At 68.8% G+C, this 24,676-nt stretch carries 21 protein-coding genes; 11 read left to right on the top strand and 10 right to left on the bottom strand.

Annotation, left to right across the window (positions count from 1 at the left end):
* Positions 1 to 206 precede the first annotated feature (206 nt).
* Positions 207 to 1,709, top strand: coding sequence for a nitrous oxide reductase family maturation protein NosD (locus FL344_RS06955; RefSeq protein ID WP_228564842.1), 1,503 nt, complete (start codon positions 207 to 209; stop codon positions 1,707 to 1,709).
* Here the strand turns inward: FL344_RS06955 and FL344_RS06950 are convergent.
* Together FL344_RS06950 and FL344_RS06945 are read right to left on the bottom strand one after the other, a co-directional pair.
* Positions 1,699 to 4,266: a N,N-dimethylformamidase beta subunit family domain-containing protein gene (locus tag FL344_RS06950; RefSeq protein ID WP_141617971.1), complete on the bottom strand. Its 2,568-nt coding sequence runs from the start codon at positions 4,264 to 4,266 to the stop codon at positions 1,699 to 1,701. The two genes, FL344_RS06955 and FL344_RS06950, sit on opposite strands and share 11 nt — an antisense overlap.
* 127 nt (positions 4,267 to 4,393) lie before the next feature.
* A complete protein-coding gene (locus FL344_RS06945; protein ID WP_141617970.1) occupies positions 4,394 to 5,587 on the bottom strand; it encodes an aspartate kinase in 1,194 nt (397 codons plus the stop codon).
* A 151-nt stretch (positions 5,588 to 5,738) separates the two neighbouring features.
* On the opposite strand from FL344_RS06945, the gene FL344_RS06940 reads away from it, so the two are divergent.
* Genes FL344_RS06940 through FL344_RS06925 form a run of 4 tightly spaced genes read left to right on the top strand, consistent with a single transcriptional unit; the run spans position 5,739 to position 10,407 of the window.
* A complete protein-coding gene (locus FL344_RS06940; RefSeq protein ID WP_011554860.1) occupies positions 5,739 to 6,461 on the top strand; it encodes an ABC transporter ATP-binding protein in 723 nt (240 codons plus the stop codon).
* Positions 6,462 to 6,492: 31 nt separating this feature from the next.
* Positions 6,493 to 7,296, top strand: a complete 804-nt coding sequence (locus FL344_RS06935; RefSeq protein ID WP_090493090.1) for an ABC transporter permease — start codon at positions 6,493 to 6,495, stop codon at positions 7,294 to 7,296.
* 1 nt (position 7,297) lies between these two features.
* Complete coding sequence (locus FL344_RS06930) at positions 7,298 to 8,869, top strand: GldG family protein (RefSeq protein WP_141617969.1); 1,572 nt, start codon at positions 7,298 to 7,300, stop codon at positions 8,867 to 8,869.
* Positions 8,866 to 10,407 (top strand): DUF4340 domain-containing protein, encoded by a 1,542-nt coding sequence (locus FL344_RS06925; protein ID WP_141617968.1) that lies wholly within the window; start codon positions 8,866 to 8,868, stop codon positions 10,405 to 10,407. Before FL344_RS06930 ends, FL344_RS06925 begins: the two co-directional genes overlap by 4 nt.
* An 87-nt stretch (positions 10,408 to 10,494) precedes the next feature.
* Here the strand turns inward: FL344_RS06925 and FL344_RS06920 are convergent, their stop codons facing one another.
* The 6 genes from FL344_RS06920 to FL344_RS06895 all read right to left on the bottom strand — a co-directional run bounded on the left by FL344_RS06920 (position 10,495) and on the right by FL344_RS06895 (position 18,298).
* The gene (locus FL344_RS06920; RefSeq protein ID WP_228564841.1) at positions 10,495 to 11,649 is read right to left on the bottom strand and encodes a HAMP domain-containing sensor histidine kinase; all 1,155 of its coding nucleotides are present in this window, start codon (positions 11,647 to 11,649) and stop codon (positions 10,495 to 10,497) included.
* Complete coding sequence (locus FL344_RS06915; protein WP_141591365.1) at positions 11,639 to 12,235, bottom strand: chemotaxis protein CheB; 597 nt, start codon at positions 12,233 to 12,235, stop codon at positions 11,639 to 11,641. The genes FL344_RS06920 and FL344_RS06915 overlap by 11 nt, the downstream gene beginning before the upstream one ends.
* A 7-nt stretch (positions 12,236 to 12,242) precedes the next feature.
* Positions 12,243 to 13,064, bottom strand: coding sequence for a protein-glutamate O-methyltransferase CheR (locus FL344_RS06910; RefSeq protein WP_141617967.1), 822 nt, complete (start codon positions 13,062 to 13,064; stop codon positions 12,243 to 12,245).
* Between the two features lie 15 nt (positions 13,065 to 13,079).
* Positions 13,080 to 16,553: a response regulator gene (locus FL344_RS06905; protein ID WP_141617966.1), complete on the bottom strand. Its 3,474-nt coding sequence runs from the start codon at positions 16,551 to 16,553 to the stop codon at positions 13,080 to 13,082.
* A gap of 232 nt (positions 16,554 to 16,785) precedes the next feature.
* Positions 16,786 to 17,490 (bottom strand): metallophosphoesterase, encoded by a 705-nt coding sequence (locus FL344_RS06900; protein ID WP_141591371.1) that lies wholly within the window; start codon positions 17,488 to 17,490, stop codon positions 16,786 to 16,788.
* Positions 17,474 to 18,298: a nucleotidyltransferase gene (locus FL344_RS06895; RefSeq protein WP_171443731.1), complete on the bottom strand. Its 825-nt coding sequence runs from the start codon at positions 18,296 to 18,298 to the stop codon at positions 17,474 to 17,476. Before FL344_RS06895 ends, FL344_RS06900 begins: the two co-directional genes overlap by 17 nt.
* Positions 18,299 to 18,543: 245 nt before the next feature.
* On the opposite strand from FL344_RS06895, the gene FL344_RS06890 reads away from it, so the two are divergent.
* The 6 genes from FL344_RS06890 (at position 18,544) to rpoZ (ending at position 23,497) form a co-directional block, all read left to right on the top strand.
* Complete coding sequence (locus FL344_RS06890; protein WP_141617965.1) at positions 18,544 to 18,798, top strand: hypothetical protein; 255 nt, start codon at positions 18,544 to 18,546, stop codon at positions 18,796 to 18,798.
* Positions 18,795 to 19,574 (top strand): DUF4384 domain-containing protein, encoded by a 780-nt coding sequence (locus FL344_RS06885; RefSeq protein WP_141617964.1) that lies wholly within the window; start codon positions 18,795 to 18,797, stop codon positions 19,572 to 19,574. Before FL344_RS06890 ends, FL344_RS06885 begins: the two co-directional genes overlap by 4 nt.
* Complete coding sequence (locus FL344_RS06880; protein WP_141617963.1) at positions 19,571 to 19,966, top strand: hypothetical protein; 396 nt, start codon at positions 19,571 to 19,573, stop codon at positions 19,964 to 19,966. Before FL344_RS06885 ends, FL344_RS06880 begins: the two co-directional genes overlap by 4 nt.
* A gap of 55 nt (positions 19,967 to 20,021) precedes the next feature.
* Entirely contained in the window at positions 20,022 to 21,311 is a 1,290-nt protein-coding gene (locus tag FL344_RS06875; RefSeq protein WP_141617962.1) for an AmpG family muropeptide MFS transporter, read from the top strand.
* Between the two features lie 105 nt (positions 21,312 to 21,416).
* Positions 21,417 to 23,054, top strand: a complete 1,638-nt coding sequence (gene pgm / locus FL344_RS06870; protein ID WP_141617961.1) for a phosphoglucomutase (alpha-D-glucose-1,6-bisphosphate-dependent) — start codon at positions 21,417 to 21,419, stop codon at positions 23,052 to 23,054.
* A 206-nt stretch (positions 23,055 to 23,260) separates the two neighbouring features.
* On the top strand, positions 23,261 to 23,497 hold the full coding sequence (gene rpoZ / locus FL344_RS06865) for a DNA-directed RNA polymerase subunit omega (protein ID WP_011554872.1): 237 nt from the start codon (positions 23,261 to 23,263) through the stop codon (positions 23,495 to 23,497).
* 14 nt (positions 23,498 to 23,511) lie between these two features.
* Here the strand turns inward: rpoZ and FL344_RS06860 are convergent, their stop codons facing one another.
* Both FL344_RS06860 and FL344_RS06855 read right to left on the bottom strand, forming a co-directional pair.
* On the bottom strand, positions 23,512 to 23,991 hold the full coding sequence (locus tag FL344_RS06860) for an NUDIX hydrolase (protein ID WP_090493118.1): 480 nt from the start codon (positions 23,989 to 23,991) through the stop codon (positions 23,512 to 23,514).
* A gap of 38 nt (positions 23,992 to 24,029) precedes the next feature.
* On the bottom strand, positions 24,030 to 24,671 hold the full coding sequence (locus FL344_RS06855) for a hypothetical protein (RefSeq protein WP_141617960.1): 642 nt from the start codon (positions 24,669 to 24,671) through the stop codon (positions 24,030 to 24,032).
* Between the last annotated feature and the right edge of the window lie 5 nt (positions 24,672 to 24,676).

Below are 24,676 nucleotides of genomic sequence, written 5' to 3'. Positions count from 1 at the left end.
ATACGGCGCGGCGAAAGGAGCGTTGTCGGCTCGCCCCCTTCCCCCAGGAGCCGACCCCCATGTCCCGACTGCGCAGTTTGTGCCTCCTCGGACTCGTGTCCGTGGGTGGCGTCGCCTGCTCCAACGGCGCGCAGGCACCTGCTCCAGCGTCCGATTCGAGCCCCCTCCCCAGCTACCCTGGTTCGCGGCAGCCCTCGGCCCCCAACATGCCGACGCCCCCGCCGCGGAACGACAACGACGACGTTTCTGGCCACGACGGCGATGACGAAGACGACACGCCCGTGGTGCAGCAGCCGCCTCCTGTCCCTGCGCCACAGGCACCGGAGCCGCCCGCCTACGCTCGGGAGTGGTACGTCAGCCCGTCTGGCAATGACTCGGCGAATGGCTCGCGAGAAAAGCCGCTGCGCACCATCTCCAAGGCCCTGAAGCGGGTGGGCCCGGGGGAAATCATCCGCGTCCAGAAGGGCACCTACGCAGAGAAGCTCATCATCGACGCCAGCGCCAAGGCCGGCACCGCCGAGGCCCCCATCACCCTGCGTGGCGAGGGCCTGCCCAAGCTCGTCCCCACCCACAGCGGCTGGTTCATGGCCCACGTGCAGCGTCCCCACTGGCGCATCGAGGGCTTCGAGTTCGACGTCCGGGGTCAGCGTCAGGTCGCCGTGACGTTCTCTGGGAACACCACGGGCACCGTGCTCGCGGGCAACGAGCTGCACCACGGCGCGTTCGGCAGCGGCATCAGCACCGACGCGGGCGCCAACGGCATCACCATCGAGAACAACCACATCCACCACTTCGCGCGAGGCAACGACGACTCGCATGGCGTCGTCATCGCGCCCACGTCGGTGGACATCACCGTGCGGGGCAACGACATCCACGACAACTCGGGCGACTCGGTGCAGTGCCTGGGCCCCGAGGGCTTCAGCAACAACGCCCCGGCGCGCGGCGTCCTCATCGAGGACAACGACATGTATGACAACCGGGAGAACGCGGTGGACCTCAAGACGTGCCACGACGTCGTCGTGCGCGGCAACCGCATGTACGGCTTCGAGAAGTCCACCTCGTCCCGTGGCGAGGCCGTGGTCGTGCACTACTCCGCGCGCAACGTCGTCATCGAAGACAACGACATCTCGGACTCCTCGCTGGGCATCGCCGTGGGTGGCAACCGCGTGGGCGCGCCGCCCACCAACATCTCCATCCGCCGGAACCGCATCCACGACTTGAAGACGCCCGAGGGCTCCGGCATCCGCATCGAGAATGGCAGCGACGTGCGCGTGCTGCACAACACCGTGGTGGGAACGGACGGCTTCGCCTTCGTGGTGGGCCACGGCACCGGTGGGCCGTCCACCAACATCGCGGTGCGCAACAACCTGTTCGCCACGCGCAACGCCGTCAGCATGGGCCTGTCCGCCCCCGGCCTCAGCATGACGTCCAACCTCTACCTGGCCGACGCCGCGTTCAACACGGGCATCTTCGTCGCCCCGCAGAGCGGGTGGGTGGGCAGCACGCTCGCCCACTGGCTGTCGAACGGCGTGGAGCTGGACTCGGATGAGAGCGGCGAGCCGCTGGTGGACCTGGACACGCTGATGCCCGGCGAGCGCGCGGTGGACCGGGGCACGGACCTGGGGCTGCCCTACTGCGGCGCCGCGCCGGACATCGGCGCGGTGGAGTCGGACTGCCCCGAGGCCACCGCCGCCGCGCTCATGGAGTAATCGCGCGCACCAGCGAATTGCCGGCGTCCGCCACGTAGAGGCGGCCATCCGGCCCCACCGTCAGACCGGCCGGGAGGACGAGGTCCGCCTCGTCGCCCGGCCCGTCCGAGTGCCCGTAGCGCCCGCTGCCGGCCAGCGTCGTCACCTTCCGCGCGCTGCCGTCCGCGTTCAGGACGACGCGGCGCACGCGGTAGTTGCCCGGGTCCGACACCGCGAGCGAGCCATCCTTCAGCACCGCGATGCCCAGGTACGGCAGGAACTGGGAAGACTCCGGCGCTCCGTCACGGAAGCCCGGCGTCGTGCCCGCCACCACCGACGTGAGGCCGTCGCGGATGCGCACCACCCGGGACATGCCGGACTCGACGACGAACAGCGTGTTCCCATCCGCGCTCACCGCCACGCCCGAGGGCCGGTAGAGCCAGTCACCCTGCAGCGTCGTCACCGGGTGGCCCTCCGCCACCAGGTCGATGCGGCGAATCACGCCGTTGTTCATGTCCGCCACCAGCAGCGCGGTGCCATCCGGCGTCACCGCCAGACCCGTGGGCTGGTTGAAGGCCGCCTGCTTCGCGGGGCCGTCCATCAGGCCCGGCGTCCCGCCCGCGAACACCTCCACCTTCCCTTCCGGGTCGATGCGGCGGATGACGTAGTGGTCCGTGTCGGCCACGTACACGTTGCCCGCGGCGTCCGCGGCGATGCCCATGGGGCCATTGAGGCCGGAGGCCACCGTCTTCACCTCGCCCCCCGGCGTCACGCGCTTCACCGTGTTGCCCAGGCCGTCCGCGACCACGATGCCTCCATCCGGCAGCAGGGCCACCGCGGTGGGCGCCCCCAGCGAGTTGCCCGCCACGGGGACACCGGCGCGGACACGCTTTCCGGGCACGCCCGCCACCGTGCGCACGTCGGCCGCGGAGGGCCCCTGGGGGCTCGACGCGTTCTGCCGCTCGAAGCGCACCAGCGTGTCGGGTACCGGCCGGCCCAGCGCCTTGTAGAGCACGTTCGCGACGATGCGGGCCGCGCGTGGGTCCGCCATGTCCTCGGAGGCCAGCGTGCGCACGAAGTCGATGCCGCCCGCGGAGAAGATGTAGGCGCTGCCCTGCTTGCGCAGCACCATGTGGCCGAAGCCGAAGGCGCCCTGAAGCGACAGCAGCGGGGACTCGGCCAGCACCTCCAGGCCCTCCGGCGAGTTGCCGTTGCTCACCAACTGGTCCACTTCGTAGCCGTTGGCCATCCACAGCGTGTCACCGGCCTTCAGCCCCGAGCCCGCCAGTGCCCAGTGCCCCGGGTTGGTGATGACGGCGGGGAAGCCGAACTGGTGCCAGCGGGAGGAGAACTGCACGCCCAGGAGCGCGTTCTCCGGACGGCCCACGACGCGCTCGCGGAACTTCACCGTGCGCTGAGCGCCCGTGTACGGGTCGTTCGCGTGGCCCTTGTAGCAGGCGATGATGCGCCGCGGCCGGCCGTCCTGGGACGGCTCCATCTGCGCCTGCCAGTACGCATTGTTCGCGCCCAGGTTGAGCAGCGACCGGCCTTCCGCCACCGCCCGGTCCGCGTGCTCGCGGATGCGCGGGCTCCAGTACTCGTCGTGGCCCGACATGATGAAGGCCTTGGCGCCGGCCAGGAAGTCATAGCTGGCGTCCAGGTCCTCGTCGGTGAAGTAGCCCACGTCCAGGTCCTGCGACTCCAGCCACTGAACCAGGCTCAGGTCGTCCGTCAGCAAGTGGCCACTGCCATGGCCCCGGTAGTTGGGCCGGTCATAGGACACCCGGAAGGCGCGGCTGACGCCGTGCTCGCGCATCACCCGGTCGCGGTCGTCATAGAGGCTGGTGCCCCCCCAGGTGTTGTAGGCGGCCCAGGTGGCGGTGGGGATGAGGACGGCAACCTCGGCGCGCGGATTCGCGTCGCGCACGAAGAAGGGCACGTAGCGCTGGTGGTTGTCCTCACGCACCAGCTTCACCACGTACACGCCGCGCACCCAGTGTTCACCAACGGGTATCTCCAGCGTGGGTGCCCAGCGACAGGCGACGAGGCCCGTGGATCGGTCCGCGGGGCAGTCGCCCTGGCGCACGCCGGCCACCGGGCCTCCGCGTGCCAGCTCACGGGCGCCCGTGCCGCCGTAGTGCCCCATCCGGTACACATACCAGCGGAAGGTCCGGGCCTCGGACACCGACACGGCGACGCGCAGCGTCTCGCCCTGCGTCAGCGTGGCCTTCAGTGCATAGCCTTCGATTTCGCGGCTGTGGGCGTTGCGGGTGATGCGCCACGCCGTGGTCCCCGGGCGGCGGTTCTCCTTGCGCACGGCGTCCGCGTCTCGCGCGGGCAGTTCCACCGGGCCCGCGTCGGGAGGCTCGGGCTGCCCGGTGCCGGCGTCCGGCATCCCCGCATCAATGATGCCCGGATGCGGCTCACCGTCGCCGCCGTCATAGCCGTCGTTCAGGGGAGGCGTGTCGTGCTTGTCACCCGGTATCACCGGCCGCACGGCCGCATCCTCACAGCCAATGCCACCGAACATGAGCGCAAGCCCACACACCCAGCCCGCCCAACGGCCTGCTTGAGCCATCCCGTTCCTCCAAGCCACGGTGATTCGACCGGAGGGTAGCCACGAACACTCAGGAGGGAAGCGGGTGCCCTCCTGGAGCAATGATTGGGATGGATCACCCGGACAAAAGCCCAGGGTAGGAAAAGGCCTAACCTCCCAGGAGCTCTCGGTGCAGCCGGGCCGTCAGCGCCTTCAGGTGTGCTTTGTCCACCAGCAGCGTCAGTTGCAAAGGCGACGTATGGGCCGCGTGGACGTGAGCCCCCAGCTCCTCGGCGGCGGCCAGCGCGCGGCGCAGCGGCGCCCAGTCCGCGTTCAACCCCACGCCCACGCAGGTGACGGTGCCCAGGTCCTCGCGCCAGGACACGGCGTCACCGAAGCGCGTGGCCAGCTCCCGGCGCAGCGCGTCCGCGCCGTGGATGTCCGCCAGGGGCACGGTGATGACCGTCCTGCGTGCCCCGCCCACCTGTCCCTCGAAGTCCAGCGTCCGCCCGCGCACGGCGCGCGCATCCAGGAACTCCAGCAGCTCCGCCAAGCGGATGGGCTCGGAGGCGGAAAGCACGGCCATCTCCGCGTCGGCGGTGACACCCTTGAGGCGGTGGTCCGTGGGGACGGCCAGCTCCTGGACCGCGGTGCCCGTTCCCTGGCCGTGCGCCGTGCGCGCGAGGATGGTGATGCCGCGCGCCTTGGCCCACTCCACCGCCTGCGCGTTGAGCACCTTGGCGCCCGCGCTCGCCAGCTCCTGCATCTCGTCGTAGCTCAGCGACTCCAGCTTGCGCGCGTCCGGCACCACCCGGGGGTCCGCGCTGAAGACGCCGTCCACGTCCGAGTAGATTTCACACGCCTCCGCGTCCAGCGCCGCCGCCAGCGCCACCGCCGTCGTGTCCGAGCCGCCGCGCCCCAGCGTCGTCACTTCCTTCTTGAAGGAGACACCCTGGTAGCCCGCGACGATGACGACCTTGCCGCGCGCCAGCTCGTCGTGGATGCGGTACGGCCGCACCTCCACGATGCGGGCCTGCGCGTGCGCGTCCGTGGTGATGATGCCGCTCTGGCTGCCGGTGAAGCTGATGGCCGGCACATCCATCTCCTGGAGCGCCATGGAGAGCAGCGCCATGGAGATGCGCTCGCCACACGTGAGCAGCATGTCCAGTTCGCGACGGGGCGGGTCCACCGAAACGCCCTTCGCCAGCGCCAGCAGTTCATCCGTGGTGTCGCCCATGGCGCTCACCACCACCACCACCTGGTAGCCCGCCTCGCGCTTGTCCTTCACCCGCTGGGCGACCTTGCGGAGCTTCTCCACGCCGGCGACCGACGAGCCGCCGTACTTCTGGACCACGATTGGCATGATTCGACTCACTACCCTTGTTCGGCGTGTCCGGAAAACCACACTGGTAGGCCTCCTTGCAGAAGTCTGGCCAGCCGCTGAACGACGCCCACACCCGGAGTCGGTGTCGCCTTGACACGCCAATGTCGGGTTTAATGCCGCGCCCATGCCGATGATCGAGGTCCAGCACCTCACGAAGCGATACCGAGACCGGGTGGCCGTGGACGACCTCACCTTCCAGGTCGAGGCGGGTGAGATTCTCGGGTTCCTGGGCCCCAACGGGGCGGGCAAGTCCACCACCATGAAAATCCTCACCGGCTTCCTCCCGCCGTCAGAGGGGGTGGTCCGCGTCGGGGGCTATGACGTGGAGGCCCAGCCGCTCGAGGTGAAGCGCCGCATCGGCTACCTGCCGGAGATGCCGCCGCTCTACGTGGAGATGACGGTGCGAGGCTACCTGCGCTTCGTCGCCTCGCTGAAGGGGCTGTCGGGGAGCGCCCTCAAGGCCGAGTTGGAGCGGGTGGCCGCCCTCATGGGCGTGACGCACGTCATGGACCGCGTCATCCAGAACCTGTCCAAGGGCTACAAGCAGCGTGTGGGAATCGCCCAGGCGCTGCTCGGCTCCCCGCCGGTGCTCATCCTGGACGAACCCACCGAAGGCCTGGACCCCGCACAGCGCGCCGAGCTGCGCGCCCTCATCAAGGGCCTGGCCGGCAAGCACACCGTCATCCTCTCCACGCACATCCTCCCGGAGGTCACGATGACGTGCCAGAAGGTGCTCATCATCCACCAGGGGAAGATGGCCGCGTACGACGACATCTCCCAGCTGGCCCGCATCCACGGGCAGGCGGAGAACGCGTCGCTGGAAGAAGTCTTCATCAAGCTGACCGCCGCCTGAGCGCGGCCCCTTTTTCAAGGACCCCGCCTCCATGCGCACCGCCCTGGCGATTGCCCGCAAGGAACTGTCCATCTACTTCACCACGCCGTGGGCCTACGCCGTCTTCACGGCGATGGCGGCGCTGACGGCCTTCTACTTCATGGACCTGCTGCAGGCGTTCAACGACGTCCAGGGCGTGGCGCGCCGGGTGGGCTGGGCGCAGATGTCCCCGGACTTCAACATGTACCGCAACCTCACGGACGGGGTGGTGGTAGAGCTGTGGGGCAGCGTCCTGGTCATCACCCTGGTCGTCACGCCGTTCCTGTCCATGCGGCTGTTCGCGGAGGAGAAGCGCAACCGCACCTTCGAGCTGCTGATGACGGCCCCGGTGCGGCCCATTGAAATCGTGCTGGGCAAGTACCTGGGCGGCCTGGGCGTCATCTCCGCCACGCTGGCGCTCACGCTCGTCTTCCCGCTACTGCTGTCCGTACTGGGCCACAGCGAGTCCGGGCTCGTGCTGGAGTGGTCCACCGTCCTGCTGGGCTACGGCGCGCTGCTGCTGTGGGGCGCCACCTGCATGGCCGTGGGTCTGTTCATCTCCGCGCTGACGGAGAGCCAGATGCTGGCGGCCTTCCTCACCTTCTGTGCCCTGCTGGCGTGGATGCTGCTGGGCCAGGTGGCCCGCCGCGCGGAGGAGCCGCTGCGCTCCGCGCTGTCCTACGTCGCCTGCGACCTCCAGTTGCAGGGGATGATCAAGGGCGTGCTGGACGCGCAGTCGCTGGTGTTCTTCGCCTCCGTCATCGGCTTCTCCCTCTTCCTCACCCACCGCACGGTGGATGCGCAGCGGTGGGCCTGACATGAAGGCAGCTCATGTCGGCAAGGTCCTGGGCGCGTTCGGACTGCTGCTGTTGCTGTCGAGTCCGTTCACCCTGTTCATCACCTCGGACAGCGCCGTCACCGCCGCCGTGAAGGCGGGCGCGGGGCTGGTGCTGGTGGGCATCTACGGCGCGACGAACTACCGGCAGTTCGGCCAGTTCGCCACGCGCCGCTCCAGCAGCTTCTTCGCCACCACGGTGCTCACCACGCTGGGCGTGTTGGCCGTGCTGGTGGCGGTGAACTACCTGGCCTTCAAGCAGAACCGGCGCTGGGATTTGACGCAGGCGCGCATCCACACGCTGGCGCCGCAGACGGTGTCCACGCTGGCCGCCATTCCCGACCAGGTGCGCGCCATCGCGTTCATCACCCCGGCGCATGCCCAGTACGGCCAGTTGGAAGCCCTCTTCGCGCTCTACCATGCCGAAGCGCCGGGGAAGTTCGAGTACACCTTCAAGGACCCGCGCCGCAGCCCGGACCTGGCCGCGAAGTACCAGGTGCGTGAGGGCCAGACGGCGGTGGTGCTGGTACGCGGCGAGGGCGAGCACGCCACGCACACGCTGCTCGCCACCGTGTCCGAGCAGGAGCTGACACACGCGGTCCTCAAGCTGAACGCGGTGGGCACCCAGAAGGTCTATTTCGTCACCGGCCACGGGGAGTGGCCCCTGGACAAGGAGCAGGCGCCGCCCCATGACCCGGGCGCCAGCCTGTCCGAATTCCGGAGGCAGTTGCTCCAGGAGGGCTACACCGCGGAACCGCTGAACCTCGCGGGTGTCCAAGACGTGCCACGGGACGCCGCGCTGGTCATCATCGCGGGGGCCCGGGGGCCCTACACCGCGCCGGAGAAGGAGCTGCTCCAGCGCTATCTCGCCTCCGGAGGACGCATGCTCTACTTCGCTGACGCCGGCCTCCGTGATGGCCTGGACGGACTGCTGGCGGAGCACGGCGTGCAGGTGGATGAGGGCATCGTCGCGGACGCTCAGTACAACAGCGGCAATCCCTTCGTGGTGCTGTCCCTCTTCTACAGCGACCACGAGATTGGCAAGCCGCTGCACCAGCGAGGACTCAATGTGGAGTTCCCCACCCCGCGCAGCCTGACCCTGCTGCGCATGGGGATGGCGCCGGGCGTCCAGGTGCAGCCGGTGGTCCTCACGTCCCAGTACGGCTGGGTGGAGAGCACGCCAGAGGAGAACGCGGTGCCTTCGGATGGCGAGAAGACGGGCCAGTTGGTGCTGGTGGCCGCCGTGACGCGTGATACCCAGGCCTCGCCGGGCAAGCGCTTTGATGAAGCGCGCTTGGTGGTGATGGGGGACTCGGAGCTTCTCCTGGACCCGAACTGGGGCCATGAGCCCAACCGCAACCTGGTGATGAACGCGCTGGGCTGGGCGTCCAACCAGCTCACGAAAATCACCATCCGCCCGCCGGACCGCGAGGTGTCCACACTGGAGCTGGACGCGGCGACGCTCAGCCGCATCCGATTCTTCGCCACGGACCTCATGCCGCTGACGCTGCTGGGCGTGGGCCTGGCCATCTGGCTGTCGAGGCGCAACAAGTGACGCCGGCCCGCGGAAGGTGGTGGTGGAGCATCCTCACCGTCGTCGCGGCGGGCCTGGGGCTCACCGCATGCACCGGGGAGAAGGCGTCCGAAGCGAGCGAGGCCCGGCGGAAAGCCGACGCCCAGCAGCGCCTCTTCGTCACGGGGACGGAGGAGACGCGCGGCCAGGACGACGGGGCGCCTGCCGCGAAGCCTGTCTTCACGCACTTGACGGTGCGGGCCCGGGGCGACATCACGGAGCTGGTTCGCGAGCAGGACGGCACATGGAAGCTGACGGCGCCCGTGTCCGCTCGCGCGGAGGCGGCCGTGGTGGAGACCATCCTCGGCACGCTGGCGTCTTCGAGCTTCAGCGCCACCGTGAAGGAGGCGCCCACCGACGCCGACCTGGACGCGTACGGCCTGAAACCGCCCCTCTTCACCGTCACGGCCCGGGCCTTCGTGCCAGATGCTCGAGGCCAGGGGGCGCAGGACCCCGCTCGCCAGCGCACGGTGACGCTGCACTGTGGCAAGGAGAACACCTACGACGGCTCCGTCTACGTACGCCGAGACGCGGAGCCGGCGGTCCACGCCGCCGCGGGGACGGTGCGCTGGGCCCTGGACCGGGACACCTTCGCCCTGCGCGCCAAGGACCTCCTGACACCCCTGGACGAGCGTGCGCTGAAGGGCATCGAGGTGAAGGCGCCGCAGGGTGCGTATCAACTGACGCGGGACGCGGACGGCGCGGGCTGGCGACTGGTCACGCCCGTGGCCGCCAACGCGAACGCGACACGCGTCGCGGAGCTGCTGAAGGCCCTGGTGGAGCAGCGGGCACTGTCCTTCCCCGAAGACACGCCGGAGTCCCGGAAGCGGTTGGGTCTGGAGGCCCCGGTGGTGGACGCCCGCTTCACCGGTGGCCCGGGCGAGCCGGTGCGCGTGCGGATGTCCCGCGTGACGGAAGATGGCGCCGTGCGCGCCTATGCGTTGCGCGAGCAGGGAACGCAAGCCGTGCTGGGTGAGGTGCCCGAGGACGCCCTCGGCGTGCTGGACGTGAGCGTCCGGGAGCTGAAGGACCGGCGCGTGCTGGAGTTCCGGCGCCAGGACGTCCGCCGCATCGTGTTCCACCCGGGCGGTGGCGCGCCCGCCATCACCGTGGTGAGCACGTCGGAAGCCAACGAAGGCGCCGGGCACTGGGACATGGAGGCCCCGCAGCGGGGCAAGGCACAGCACTTCAAGCTCGCCTCGCTGCTGCGCGCGCTGGAAGGCCTGAAGGCCACGGGCTACGGCGAGACGAACCCCAAGAGTTGGGCCCGGTATGGCGTGACAGAGGACTCCCCTGGCGCCGTGCTGCTAGGCGCGGACGGACGCGAACTGGCGCGGCTCTGGCTCGGCTCAGAAGTCCCCGATGAGCCCGGCACGCGCTACGCCCGCGGCTCCGGCCCCGACGTCCTCAAGGTGCCCGAGTCACGACTGACGTTGCCCACCAGGCCCGAGGACTTGCAGGAAGCAGCGAAGGCACCCGACGCACCGAAGCTGCCCGCGAAGACGGAGCAGGCGCCCTGAGCACCCCGTCCCCGACTCACCGTCAGACAGCGCCCGTCACTGGCATCCCTTCACGAGCGCCGGTGCGGAACAAGGACCTGGCGAAGCTCACAGCTTGATGACCTCCGTCCCCCGCCGGGGCAGGACGACGCGGAACACGGTGTGACGCCCGGAGCCGGACTCCACGTCCACGCTGCCGTGATGCGCGTGAATGATTTGCTGGACGATGTAGAGCCCCAATCCCAGGCCTCCGGTGCGAGCCCGCTGTTGTGAGCATCCCCGGAATGGGTCGAAGAGGTAGGGTTGCTGCTCGGCGGGAATCACGCCCACGTTGGTCACGGAGAAGGTGATGGTGTCCGCGTGGCTGCCATCCAGCCGGAGCTGCACCGGCTCGCTGGTGTCCCCGTGCTGAAGCGCGTTGCCAATCAGGTTCGAGGCCACCTGCGCGAGCCGGTCCGAATCCCAGTCCCCCACCAGGTCCCCTTCCTTCCGCACGTCGAGGGAGTGCTGGGGAAATGCCGCGTGGTGCTCCTGGACGATTCGCTGGACGAGCAGACCGAAGTCCGTCTCGCTCCGGCGCAGCGGGATGCCACCCGCGAGCCGGGCCCGCGCCAGGTCGAGCACGTCCTCAATCATCCGGCCCATGCGCTTGCCGCTCGTCAGCATGCGGCTGGCGCTCTTGCGGACAGCGGGGTCCTCCGTGCGGCGGAAGAGCAGGTCCGCGGCCGTGAGGATGGCGCTCAACGGGTTGCGCAGGTCATGGCCCAGCACGGCGGTGAACATCTCGTTGAGGCGAAGCGTCTCCGTCAGCTCCTCCAACTGGTGGGCCAGCTGCTGCTTCTGCCGGTGGAGCTGGAAGAAGACCTCCGCCTTGTTCCGCAGGACGTGCGGCTCCAGCGGCTTGTAGAGGAAGTCCACCGCGCCCGCGTCATAGCCCTTGAAGCGCCGACGCTGGTCGTGTGCCCCCGCGGTGACGAAGATGATGGGGATGTGACGCGTGCGCTCCGAGCCGCGCATCAACTCCGCCAGCTCGAAGCCATCCATCTCCGGCATCTGCACGTCGAGGAAGGCGAGCGCGACGTCGTCGTGCTCCAGCAGCAGCTCCAGTGCATCCGCGCCCGAGCGGGCCTGGAGCACCTCGACATCCTCACGGCGCAGCAGCGCAGCGAGCGCGATGAGGTTCTCCTCGAGGTCATCGACGAGGAGGCATTTCACCCGGGGCGTCATGGGAGCGGAGTCCTTCCCGGTACCGTCAACCTTCATGTCCACCTCCTACCCTCCGCAACAGGTCGGCGAGCTGTTCGAGCGAGAGCACGAAATCCGCGGGGCCACGCGCCAGCGCCGCGGCGGGCATGGTGGCGACGTGGGCCGTGTCGGGGCGCTGCACCAAAGTCACGCCGCCCGCGTCCCGCACAGCCGCCAACCCGCGCGCACCGTCCGAATTCGCGCCCGTGAGGATGAGGCCCGCCAGGCGGTGACCGTAAACGTCCGCGGCCGACTCGAAGAGTACGTCGATGGACGGCCGGGAGAAGAGCACGGGGTCGTCCGCGGAGAGGGCCAGCGAAGGTCCTTCATCCACGAGCAGGTGGTAGTCGGGCGGCGCGAAGTAGATGGTCCCTGGCTGGACGGACTCCTTGTCCTGCGCTTCCCGGACGGGGAGCGCGCAGCGCGCGGAGAAGATGTCCACCAGCATGCTGCGTCGCTCCCGAGGTTGGTGGATGACGACGAGCACCGAAGGGCGGAACGCGCGGGGAAGCGAGGGCAACACCGTGACCAGCGCATCCACGCCCCCGGCGGAAGCGCCCACCACCACGGCGTCGATGCGGCCCCTGAGGCTTTCGAAGTCCACGAGCGGCCTACACTTTCTGGAAGAGGCGGTCCTCCCAGACGAGGGAGGAGAAAGCCGACGCGTGTTGAGAGAATCGCAAGGACTCACGGGCCCCCAGGCCCAGGAACCCCCTGCGACAGAGCGAGTCCTTGAACAGCCCGAGCGCGCGCTCCTGCAGTTCACGGTTGAAGTAGATGAGGACGTTGCGACAGGACAGCAGCTGGACCTCCGCGAAGACACTGTCTGTGGCCAGGCTGTGGTCCGAGAACACGATGTGCTTCTTCAAGGTGCGGTCGAACACCGCGTTCCCATAGGCCGCCGTGTAGTAATCGGAGAGCGAGGCCGAAGCCCCGGACTGGCTGTGGTTCTGGGTGAAGGCGGCGATGCGGTCCACGGCGTAGACGCCCGCCTCCGCCTTCTGGAGTGCCTGGGTGTTGATGTCCGTGGCGTAGATGAGCGTGCGCTCCAGCAGCCCCTCTTCGCGCAGCAGGATGGCCAGCGAGTAGACCTCCTCACCCGTGCTGCACCCCGCCACCCAGACCTTGAGGGATGGGTACGTCCTGAGCAGCGGGACGACACTCTCACGCAGCGAGCGAAAGTAGGACGGATCCCGGAACATCTCGCTCACCTGCACGGTGAGGTAGTTGAGCAACTCCGGGAACAGGTCCGGCTCGTGAATGAGGCGGCCCTGGAGCTGTGACAACGTGCGGCAGCCGAAGCGGTCCGCGGCCAACGTCATGCGCCGCTTGAGCGACGCCATGGCATAGCCACGGAAGTCGTAGTGGTACTTCAAGTAGATGGCGTCCAGCAGCAGCCTCAGCTCGATGTCCAGGTCCTTGGATGCCCTCATGCCGCCCGCCCGTCCCTAGGCCTTGGGCATCCAGACGCGGATGAGCGACAGCAGCTTCTCCACATCCAGAGGCTTGGCGATGTAGTCGTTGGCGCCAGCGGCCAGGCACTTCTCCTGGTCATCCCGCATGGCCTTCGCGGTCAGGGCGATGATGGGCAGCTTGTGCCATTCGGTGCGCTTGCGGATTTCGCGCATGGCCGTCAGCCCATCCATCTCCGGCATCATGATGTCCATCAGCACCAAGTCCACCGTCTGAGACGGCTGGGCGAGGCTGCGCGTCAGGCGCTCCAGCGCCTCCCTTCCGTTGCGGGCAATCTCCACCTTGGCGCCCCGCGGCTCCAGGACGCTGGACAGGGCGAAGATGTTCCGCACGTCGTCCTCCACCACCAGGATGCGCCGGCCCTCCAGCGCCGCCTCCCGGTCGCGCGCCACCTGCAGCATGCGCTGCCGCTCCGGAGGCATCCGCGCCTCCACCTGATGGAGGAAGAGCGTGACTTCGTCCAACAGGCGCTCGGGCGAGCGCGCGCCCTTGATGATGATGGACTTGGAGAAGCGCCGCAGCCGCTGCTCCTCGTCGCGGGTCAGCGAGCGGCCCGTGTAGACGATGACGGGCGGGAAGGAGACGTTCTCCAGCGCGGCCATCTGCTCCAGCAGCTCATAGCCACTGAGGTCCGGCAGGTTGAGGTCCATCACCATGCAGTCGAAGGTGCGCTCCCGCAGCTTCTCCAGCGCCTGCCCCGCCGTGGCCACGCCGACGATGCCCACCTCGTCGCTCTCCAGCAGGTGCTGGATGCTCTCGAGCTGGCGGGCGTCGTCCTCCACCACCAGCACGCGCCGCACGCCGGGTGAGAACTTCGTCTCCAGCTTGCGCACGGCCTCCATGAGCTGCTCGCGCTGCACCGGCTTGAGGGCATAGCCCACGGCCCCCAGCTCCAGCGCCTCACGCGTGTGGTCCGCCACGGAGATGACGTGCACGGGGATGTGCCGCGTCTTCGCGTTGCGCTTGAGCTGGTCCAGCACCGCCAGGCCCGAATGGTCCGGCAGGTTCATGTCCAGCAGGATGGCGCTCGGCTGGTACTGCACGGCGGCCTGGTAGGCGTCACTACCGTTGTCGGTGACGATGGCCAAGAAGCCCAGCTCCCGCGCCAGGTCCCGGAGGATGAGGGCGAAGCGCCGGTCATCCTCGACGACGAGGATGATGCGCGCGTCCGGAGCCAACTGCTCGCGGTCGTCCTCCACCGCGCTGGCGGCCAGCGGGCGCGGCGCGGTCTCCACCCGCGAGACGGGAACAGGCGCGGGCCGCGGGGCCACCGGCGACGGGGGCGCACGGAAGGAGGCCGCCGCGCCAGGGGACTCGCGAACCACCAGTGTCCGGTCGCTGAGCGCCACCGGCAGCGTCACGGTGAAAGTGCTTCCCTGGCCGGGCGTGCTCTCCACCGACACGTCACCGCCCAGCAGCCGCGCCAGGTCGCGGGAGATGGAGAGGCCCAGCCCCGAGCCGCCGTACTTGCGGTGGGTGCTGCCATCCGCCTGCCGGAAGGCCTCGAAGATGAGGCCCTGGAGGTGGGCGGGAATGCCGATGCCAGTGTCCGTGACGGCGAACGCCACCCGGCCCGGACCGGCGGGCAGGACGCGCAGGGACACCGCCCCCTTCTCCGTGAACTTGAGCGCGTTGGAGAGCAGGTTCTTCAGCACCTGACCCAGCCGCTGGGGGTCCGTCTCCACCAAGGCCGGCGCTCCCGGTTCCACCTGCGCGGTGAAGCCAATGCCCTTCTCCTGCGCCAGCACCTGGAAGGTGCTCGACAGGTTCTCCACGAAGCGCGGCAGGCTCACCGCCTCCGGCTGGAGGTCCAGCTTCCCCGCCTCGATGCGAGACAGGTCCAGGATGTCGTTGATGAGCGCGAGCAAGTCGTTGCCCGCCGCGGAGATGGTCTGCGCGAACTTCACCTGCTCCTCGGTGAGGTTCCCGTCCTTGTTGTCGGCCAGCAGCTTGGCCAGGATGAGCGAACTATTGAGCGGCGTGCGCAGCTCGTGGCTCATGTTGGCCAGGAACTCGGACTTGTAGCGGCTGGTGCGCTCCAGCTCCTCGGCCTTCTCCGTCAGCTCCGCCTGGGCCCGGGTGAGGACGTCCTTCTGCTTCTCCAGCAACTGCGTCTGCGCCTCCAGTTGGGAGTTGGTCTGCTCCAGCTCCGCCTGCTGCTCCTCCAGCCGGGCCTGGGACTCCTTCAGGATGCGGCTCTGCTCCTCAATCTCTTCGTTGGAGACGCGCAGCTCCTCCTGCTGGGCCTGGAGTTCCTCGGACTGGCGCTGCGTCTCCTCCAGCAGCTCCTCCAGCCGCGTGCGGTCATGGGAGGTCCGCACCGCGATGCCCACCGACTCCGACACCCGTTCGAGCAGCTCCAGGTCCGAGGGATGAACGGGGTGGAGGAAGCCCAGCTCCACCACCGCGTTGACCTTGCCGTCCACCTGCGCGGGCACCACCAGCAGGTGTCGCGGCGTCCCGCGCCCCAGGCTGGAGCTGACGGGCAGGTAGCCTTCGGGCACGTCCCGGACGTGGAAGGTTCGGCGGTGCTTGAGCGCCTGGCCGACGAGCCCTTCCCCCGGCTGGAGCACCGCGCCCGAGTTCGGGACGGACGCGGGCAGCGCATAACCCGCGAAGCGGCGGAAGCGGTCCGCCCCATCTGACAGGTAGATGGCGCCCACTTGTGCATCCAGGTACCCCGCCAGCAGGCGCAGCACGTTGTCGCCCAGTTGCTCCAGGCGCTGCTCGCCCTGTATCGCCGCGCTCAGCTGCGACTGGCCGCGCTGAATCCAGGCTTGGATGGAGCGCGCCCGGAACTCGCGCGACGTCATGTATCCCGCGATGGTGATGAGCACGAGCAGCAGCGCCGACCCCATCCAGGTGACGGTCAGCGACGTGGCGGCCGCGCGCTGGAAGTCGCCATTGCGCAACTCGAGCAGCCGCCGCTCCTCTGTCTCCATCTGCTCCACCAGGGCTCGGATGCGGCTCATCAGCTCGATGCCTTCACCGGTCCGGACCAGGGCCAGCGCGGCATCCGGCTGGCCCATCTGCTTCAGCTCCACCGTCCGCTGCATCTCCGCCAGCTTCTCGGTCATGAGCGCGTTGAGGGTCACCAGCCGCCGCTGCTGCAGTTCGTTGTCGTCCATCAACGCCTGGAGCTGCGCCAACTGCGTGGGCAGCAACCGATTGGCGTTGGTGTACGGCTCCAGGTAGCTGTCCTCGCTCGTCAGCAGGAAGCCGCGCTGGCTGCTCTCCGCATCTTTCACCGTGGAGAGGAGCGTCTTGAGACGTTCGACCACCCCCATGGTGTGGCGGACCATCTCCACGGCGTTCGTCCGCGTCTCCAGCGCCTGATACGTAAGGACGGCGATGAGCAACACCGCCAGCGCCGCCACCACGTAGCCAACGAGCGTCGGCGGCGGCAGCGGCGGTCCAAAGCGATTGACGCGAGGGGTGGAGGAGCTCATCGAACCTCCCGCACGGTCGAGAGGGCGCGCTCACTTCCGCGACAGCACGAACGGCCAGCCAGGCCACTCTTGGGGCACTGAGGAACACCTGTCATGTTGAAACGCGTCCGGTAGCGGGGGGCGACGCAGCAAGTCACCGCGTACCACAGGCCGCGCTGGGTCCTCAGGCGTCCACTCGCCATGCATCTCGCACAATATCGGCTACGCGACACTGTGCTGCCCCGAGGGGTGGCTACACCTCCAGCAACACATACCGCTGGTCCGGGGTGTGCTTCGTCAACAAGGGCATGGCCACGTTGTAGACGGGGATGCCGCTCTTCGTCTTTCCGTTGCGAGCGCCATGGTGCGCGTGCCCGTGGAACACCGCCTCCGCGCCGTAGTGGTCAATGGGCATGGACAGGCGGCTGGTGCCCAGGAAGGGGCGAATCTCGATGTTCTCCCCCTCCAGCGTGTCCGGCACCGGGGCGTAGTGCATGATGACCACCTTCTTCTCCACGTCGAGGTGGCTCAGCGCGGCCTCCAGCTTGAGCGACTCCGTGACGGCCTCCTGCACGAAGGCCTTCGTCTGGCCCTCGCCAAAGGCCTGGAGCGTCGCGTTGCCGAAGCCGCCGCCAAAGCCCTTCACTCCCGCCACACCCAGCACCTTCTCGAAGATGAAGTGGTCCCCGTCCAACACGTGGACGCCAACCTTGGCCAGCTCGCCGCAAATCTCCTTCACCTGGTTGTGCTCATAATCGTGGTTGCCGAGCACCGCGGCGCAGGGAACGCGGAGCGCGGACAGCTCCTCCGCCAGCACCTTGCCCTCTTCAATCATTCCGCGGTCGGTGAGGTCGCCGCACAACACGAGCAGGTCCGCCGTGGCGTTCACCTGCTTGACCAGTTGCCGGAAGCGACCGTGGTGGTCCTCCCGACAGTGCAGGTCACCGACCGCCGCCAACCGAATTTTCGAGCCCGGATCGCGCGCCACTCTCGTCCCCTCGCTGTCGTTCGTTCTCGTCCCAGGACCTCCCGTCACTGAAGCCCCAGTGGTGGATGTCCACGTGATAGTTCACGCGGGAAATCAGGTTGCCGCGGCACAGCTTCTCTTCCCAGCACCCCTCGCGCAGGGTGTGCAGCGTGCGGCTCATCAGCTCCGCCATCACCCATTCGGGAATGGCGTCCCGCTCGGACGGATAGGCGAAGCGGAACATCATCAGGTGACTGAGCAGGACCTCCCAGTACCGGTCGAACCGGCGCATCATCCGCTCCCAGTCCATGTTCCGGCCCGCCTTCAGCAGCAGGTGGTTCACGTCCGCGCCGTCATAACGCTCGCGCTCGTTCACGAACGCCTTGGACCAGATCATCTCCTCGGCGGGAGCCACCAGACACTCATGCCCGAAGATGGTGGCGCGCGGGGCGTGTTCGAACCACTCGTCGTCCACCACCGCCACGCCGTTGCCGGAGGAGAAGATGAAGTCGACGAAGTAGTCGCCCTTGAAAGCCTTGTAGAGCCAGACCTCGTCCGCGCGCTCGGTGCGCCAGCCGTCCTTCTCCAGGACTTGCAGCGCCCGGAGCGCGTCCGCCTTGCGAGGGAAGAGGTCCAGGTCCTTCGTGTCGCGGTAGATGCCGGTGTACGTCGCATAGGCGTAGGCACCGCCCACGACGAAGGGAACCCCGGCGTCGATAAGCAACCCGACGGCCCTGGCCCGGGCGTTGATTTCGTCCGGGGCCCGCTCACGCTCTGCCAGCTGCGCGTCCGTACCCATCTCGCCGGGATGGTTGGGGTGTCTCTTTTCCATGGCCGAAAGGTAGGGACTGAGAATTTCGGCCGTCCGCTGGTACGGAATAGATGCCTGGGGAGCGGGCAACCAAACTTCAAGCATCGTGATTCCGGACGTTTCACGCACCCTGCGGGCGCCTTTTCCGTTTTCCGGCCGAGCAGTGTCCATACAGGCAGGCACGCTGCTGCACGGCCCGCCGGGGGCCGTTCGATTCGAAGGGAACGTGGACCATGCTGCGCAAGAGCCTGCTGTGTACCGCCTCGCGGATGACGGGCCGCGACAACGCGACGAGCGACGAAGACACCTTCCAGGAAGGACTGTCCTCCAAGGACGTGGAGACACAGGCGGCCGCCATCCACCACCACGTCGATGGAATGACGCCGGAAGCAGTGGCCGCGCTGCGGAGCCGCTCGGTACCCACCATCCGCAAGCGGCTGGAGCACTTCGTCGCCGTGCTGGGCGGAGAGGAGCTGAAGGTCCCATGAGCGCGCACGAATCGGAATGGACACTGCGCCGCCTGAGCGCCGGAGAGCTGACCAGCACCGAGGCAGCCCGCGTCCAGGCCCATGCGGCCTCATGCGAGACCTGCGCCCAGGCCCTGCGCGGCATCCAGGCAGCCCAGACACGGTTCGAAGCGGAAGGCCCCTTCGGGCGCTTCGAGGCCGGCGTGGAGCAGGCCCTTCAGCAGCAGCACGACTCCGCCCAGCCTCCGCCGCGCCGCTGGGTGGCGACGACGGTGGCCATCGCCGCGTCGCTGGTGGTGGTGGTGCTGGTGCGCCCGCTGCTGGGCTCCAGCGCGGAGTCAGACGTCCTCGAGGGACTCAACCGCCTCAAGGGCGGCGCGACGGCGGAGCTGCTCATCGGAGGGGGACTGGGGCCGCAGCGCGAGGCCATTCCAGGCAGGCCCGAGGCGCTCGACCTGGGTGAGCGGGTGACGGTGGGCTACACGGCGGGGACGCACCGCTACGTGGCGGCGCTGTCAGTGGATGCCATTGGCGAGGTGACGCCGCTGTATCCGGAGGCGGGAGCCAGCGCCCCCGTGGCACCCGGCAGCGGACAGCACTGGCTGCCCGGAGGCTGGGAGTTCACCGGCTCCGGAGCTGAGCGCGTCATCGTCGTGCTGAGTGACGAGCCCCTGCCCCAGGAGACGCTGGCGGAAGCCGCCCGGCGCGCCTTTGCCCAGGCGGATGGCGATGTCGGCCGGATGGCCGAACTGGAAGTCCCCGGAGCGCAGACGCACTGGGTGCTGCAGAAGCCATGAGCCGTCTGCCCTGCCCCACGCGCGCCCTGGCGGTGGTGCTCGCCCTGGCAGTGTCCGCCGCGGACGCGGACACGCTGCGCCGCTTCGCGCTGGTGGCCGGCAATGACCCGGGCGGCACAGACACGCGTCCGCTGCGCTTCGCACGGGACGACGCCCGGAAGAGGCATGCGCTCCTGCTGCGGCTGGGCGACACGAGGCTGGGGTTCGACGACCTCAAGTGCCGGCTCGCGGAGGCCTCCTCGGACATCCGCATCGCCATCCTGGATTCATGCCGCTCTGGCACGATGACACGCCCCCAGGGCGCGCGGGTCCCCGGACGGGGCATGGCGGCGCTGGGACTTCTCCGCTCTAGACGGCTAGGAAGGCAGCCGAGCGTACATTCCCGCGCATGAATGGTGACGCGCGGGGTGGATTCTCTATGCTGGCCGCTGTTCTCCCGCGCCCTCCATGTCCAAGCCCTCCATCCTCGAAGTTCTCAAGAGCCCGCGCATCTGGCTGCTCGTGGCCGTTGGTTTCGCCTCCGGCCTGCCCCTGTGGCTGACGGGCGTCACGCTGTCGGCGTGGATGAAGGACGAAGGCGTCAACTTGAAGACGATTGGCGTCTTCGGCCTCGTGAGCATGCCGTACACCTTCAAGGTGCTCTGGGCGCCATTGATGGACCGCTACACCCTGCCCTTCCTGGGCCGGCGGCGCGGGTGGATGCTGGTGACGCAAGTGCTGCTCATGGGCGCCATTGCCGCCATGGGCCTCGTGAATCCCAAGGACGCGCCGGTGACCATGGCCGCCATGGCGGTGCTGGTGACGTTCCTGTCCGCCAGTCAGGACATCGTCGCGGACGCGTGGCGCACGGACATCCTCACCGTGGAGGAGCGCGGCCTCGGCAACTCCACGTACATCACCGGCTACCGCCTGGGCATGCTCACCGCTGGCGCCCTGGCCCTGACGCTGTCGGACATCGCCGGCTGGTCCCAGACGTACTTCATCATGGGCCTGCTGATGGGCGTGGGTGTGGTGGCCACGCTCCTGGCCCCGGAGCCCCAGGGCTCGAAGCCACCGCGCAACCTGACGGACGCGGTGGTGAAGCCCTTCGTGGAGTACTTCACGCGCAAGGGCGCCGTCGCCGTCATCCTCTTCCTGGTGCTCTACAAGCTGGGAGACGCCATCGCCGCCGGGATGGTGACGCCCTTCTACAAAGAGCTGGGCTTCTCCAACACGGAGATTGGCGCGCTCAGCAAGGGCCTGGGCATGGTGTCCACCATCGCGGGTGGACTGCTGGCCGGCGTGCTGATGGTGAAGCTGGGCACGCGGCGCAGCCTCTTCGTCTTCGGCGCGGCGCAGGCCCTCACCAACCTGATGTTCATGGGACTGGCGCTGGTGGGGAAGAACGACCTGATGCTGGCGGCCACCATCACCGTGGACAACCTCTGCGGCGGTCTGGCGGTGACGGCCTTCGCCGCCTACCTGATGTCGCTGTGCCACAAGAGCTTCAGCGCCACGCAGTACGCGCTCCTGTCCGCGCTGGGCACGGTGGCCAACCGTCTCATCTCCGCCTCCTCCGGCTATCTGGCCGAGTGGCTGGGCTGGCCCACCTTCTTCGCCGGCACCGTGCTGCTCGCCGTGCCCGCGCTGGTGCTGCTCGCATTCCTCCCGGAGAACGCCGCCACCCCGGCCGAGGAGCCCCCGGAGCCCGCGCCCCAAGGCGAGTCCTCATCCAGCGCGGTGGCCGTGGCCCGTTGAATCGCCGCCTGAATCCGGGGGCCGGCACGGCCCGGATGTAACGCGGTGCACGCTCGCCAGAATCGTTGAGCCGTCCTCCTTGCGGCGTGGCTATGTTCCGCGGCCATGGCACACCCGCTCGCTGGCAAGCCCCCACCGGAAGACTTCCTCATCGACCCCGAGAAGCTGCGCGCCGCCTACTTCTCCGGCCGGCCCGACGTGGGCGTAGCCGAGCAGCGCGTCGCCTTCGGCACCTCCGGACACCGCGGCTCCTCCGCGCGCAACAGCTTCAACGAAGGCCACATCCTCGCGGTGACGCAAGCCGTCTGCGAGTACCGCCAGCAACAGGGCATCGACGGGCCACTCTTCCTGGGCATGGACACCCACGCCCTCTCCTCCCCCGCGCAGCAGACGGCGCTGGAGGTGCTGGCGGCGAACGGCGTGCAGGTGCGCTTCACCGACGGCGCCACGCCCACGCCCGTCATCTCCCACGCCATCCTCACGTACAACCGCGGCCGCACGGCGGGGCTCGCGGACGGCATCGTCATCACTCCGTCCCACAACCCGCCGGAAGACGGTGGCATCAAGTACAACCCGCCCAACGGCGGCCCCGCGGACACGAACGTCACCTCCGTCATCGAGAAGCGCGCCAACGCGCTGCTGGGCGCGGGCAACGTGGGCGTGCAGCGCATCCCCCACGAGCGCGCGCGCACCGCGCCCACGGTGAAGCCGTACGACTTCATCACCCCGTACGTGGAGGACCTGGGCACCGTCATCGACATGGAGGCCCTGCGCGGTGCGAAGCTGCGCATCGGCGCGGACCCGCTCGGCGGCTCCAACGTCGCGTACTGGGAGCCCATCGCCACGCGCTACGGGCTGAACCTGCACGTCGTGAACCCCACGGTGGACCCGACGTTCCGGTTCATGCCGCTGGACCACGACGGGAAGATTCGCATGGACTGCTCGTCCCCCCATGCCATGGCGAACCTGGTGCGCCTGAAGGACGCGTATGACATCGCGTTCGGCAACGACGCGGACTCGGACCGGCACGGCATCGTCACCCGCAGCCTGGGGCTGATGAACCCGAACCACTACCTGGCGGTCGCCATCGACTACCTCTATCGCAACCGGCCCGGCTGGAAGCCCGGCACCGCGGTGGGCAAGACGCTGGTGAGCAGCAGCCTCATCGACCGCGTGGCGAAGGACCTGGGCCGCCGCGTCGTCGAGGTGCCGGTGGGCTTCAAGTGGTTCGTGGACGGGCTGCTGGACGGCTCGCTCGGCTTCGGCGGCGAGGAGAGCGCCGGCGCGTCGTTCCTCCGCCGGGACGGCACGGTGTGGACCACGGACAAGGACGGCATCATCCTGGACCTGCTGTCGGTGGAAATCCTCGCGCGCACCGGGAAGGACCCCGGTGAGCACTACCAGTCCCTGGCGGCGAAGTTCGGCGCGCCGCACTACACGCGCATCGACCAGCCGGCCACCGCCGCGCAGAAGGCCGCGCTGAAGAAGCTGTCCCCAGAGGCGGTGAAGGCCACCACGCTGGCCGGAGAGCCCATCCTCCAGCGCCTCACCCGCGCGCCCGGCAACAACGCGGACATCGGCGGGCTCAAGGTGGTGGCGGAGAACGGCTGGTTCGCCGCGCGTCCCTCCGGCACCGAGGACGTCTACAAAATCTACGCGGAGAGCTTCCGCGACGAAGCCCACCTCCAAGACATCCTCCAGGAAGCGCGCGCCATCGTCGGCGAGGCGTTCGCGTCGACCTGAGCGGCGTGGCGGAAGTGCTGCTGGGCGTGGGCCTGGTCATCCCCCAGACGAGCCGCCTGGGGCCCTGTCGCCCTGTTCATCGCCGTCTTTCCAGCTACGGGCCACCCGCCCGGCTGCCCTCCGGTGCGTCCTTCCTTGACTCGCCGGGGGGTGCTCTTTAGGTTCAGAGGCTTCCAGTAGCCCCACCGAAATCCGAAGGACGTTCCATGGCTCGCGTTACCGTCGAAGACTGCCTCCCCCTCGTCGACAACCGGTTCGCGCTGGTGCTGCTCGGCGCCAAGCGCGCGCGGCAGCTGATGGCGGGTGCCCGCCCCATCCTCGAGCAGTCCAAGAACAAGCCCCCCGTGCTGTCCCTGCGCGAGGTGGCCACCGGCCGCGTGAAGTTCGACCGTGACGTGCGCGAGGCGCTGTCCGGCAAGTACACGGGCGACGAGCCCAAGTAGTCCCGCGGTTCCCTTCAGCCCCCTTCCTTCCCGGCAATGCTCGCCGGGGAGGGGGCTTCGGGGAGCAGGCCCTGGGAGCGCAACCAGCGCACCGCCCTCGAGGCAACGGCCTTCTCTCCTTTGTAGCCCAGCAGTGGCACCAGTTGGACCACCGGCACCCAGCGCACCTCGTCCACCTCGATGCGCGGTCCCGGCAGCGGCCCCAGCTCTCCCTCCTGATAGCGGAACAGGAAGAAGTGGACGCGCTTGAAGATGCGCTGTCCGCGGAACTGGTACACGTAGCGAATCTCGCCCAGCGGGGCCATGAGCGACACGGACAGCCCCGTCTCCTCACGCACCTCGCGGCTCGCCGTCTGCTCCGGCGACTCACCTGGGTCCACGTGCCCCTTGGGGAGCGCCCACAACGTGCGGCCATGGGGACGGATGACGGCCACCTCCCAATGGCCGGCACTCTCCCGGATGACGACACCTCCTGCGGACGCCTCGCGTGGCATACCCGCCCACCCTACCCGATGCGGAAGGAGAAAGGTGCTCACCCGCCATGCGCGAAATGGCGAAGCTTGGCCTCCGCCCCCAGCCGGTAGGCGTAACGCAGGTCCGCCAGCAGCCGATCCAACCGCCGGGCGGCGACGTGCCCCATCAGCCGCGAGCAGAAGCGGCGTGACAGCCGGTTCGCCTCCTCGTAGCGCCACCGCTCCTGGACGGAGAGTTGCTTGCGGTAGGACACCCGGTCGAAGAGACGCTGGAGCAGCTCACGCGCCCAGGCCCCCACGCCTTCGCCCCACCGGTGCAGCAGGCACACCGCGAACTTGTCCACCTCCGCCTGCGCCTCCAGCTCCAGCAGCGACACCGTCCGGCCGTGGGCCGCCGTGTGGGCCACGTAGAGGAAGTGGCTCACGCCTTCGGCCAGCTGGCAGTAACCCGCCAGGTCGCTGTCCAGCACGTAACCCAGCGGACCGGATTCGTAGGGCTTGAGCCTGTCGAGCAGCGCCGGAGACAGGTAGAGGGCCAGCTCCAGCGCGTCGCCAGCCTCGTGCACCAGCAGCTCCTCGTCGGCGCGGCCGGTGCCTCCCAGTTGGGCGGCGGCCTCCGTGTCCACCACGAAGACCTCCGCCCTTGCCTCGCACGTGAAGCCGTAGATGGCCTCCAGGTGGTCCTGAACGCGGCCAATCATCCCCA

Origin of the sequence: Myxococcus sp. AB036A, from assembly GCF_006547355.1 — a bacterium.
Lineage (GTDB): Bacteria > Myxococcota > Myxococcia > Myxococcales > Myxococcaceae > Myxococcus > Myxococcus virescens.
Note: the sequence above shows the minus strand (reverse complement) of the source record. Positions and strands in the feature narration are given on the sequence as shown.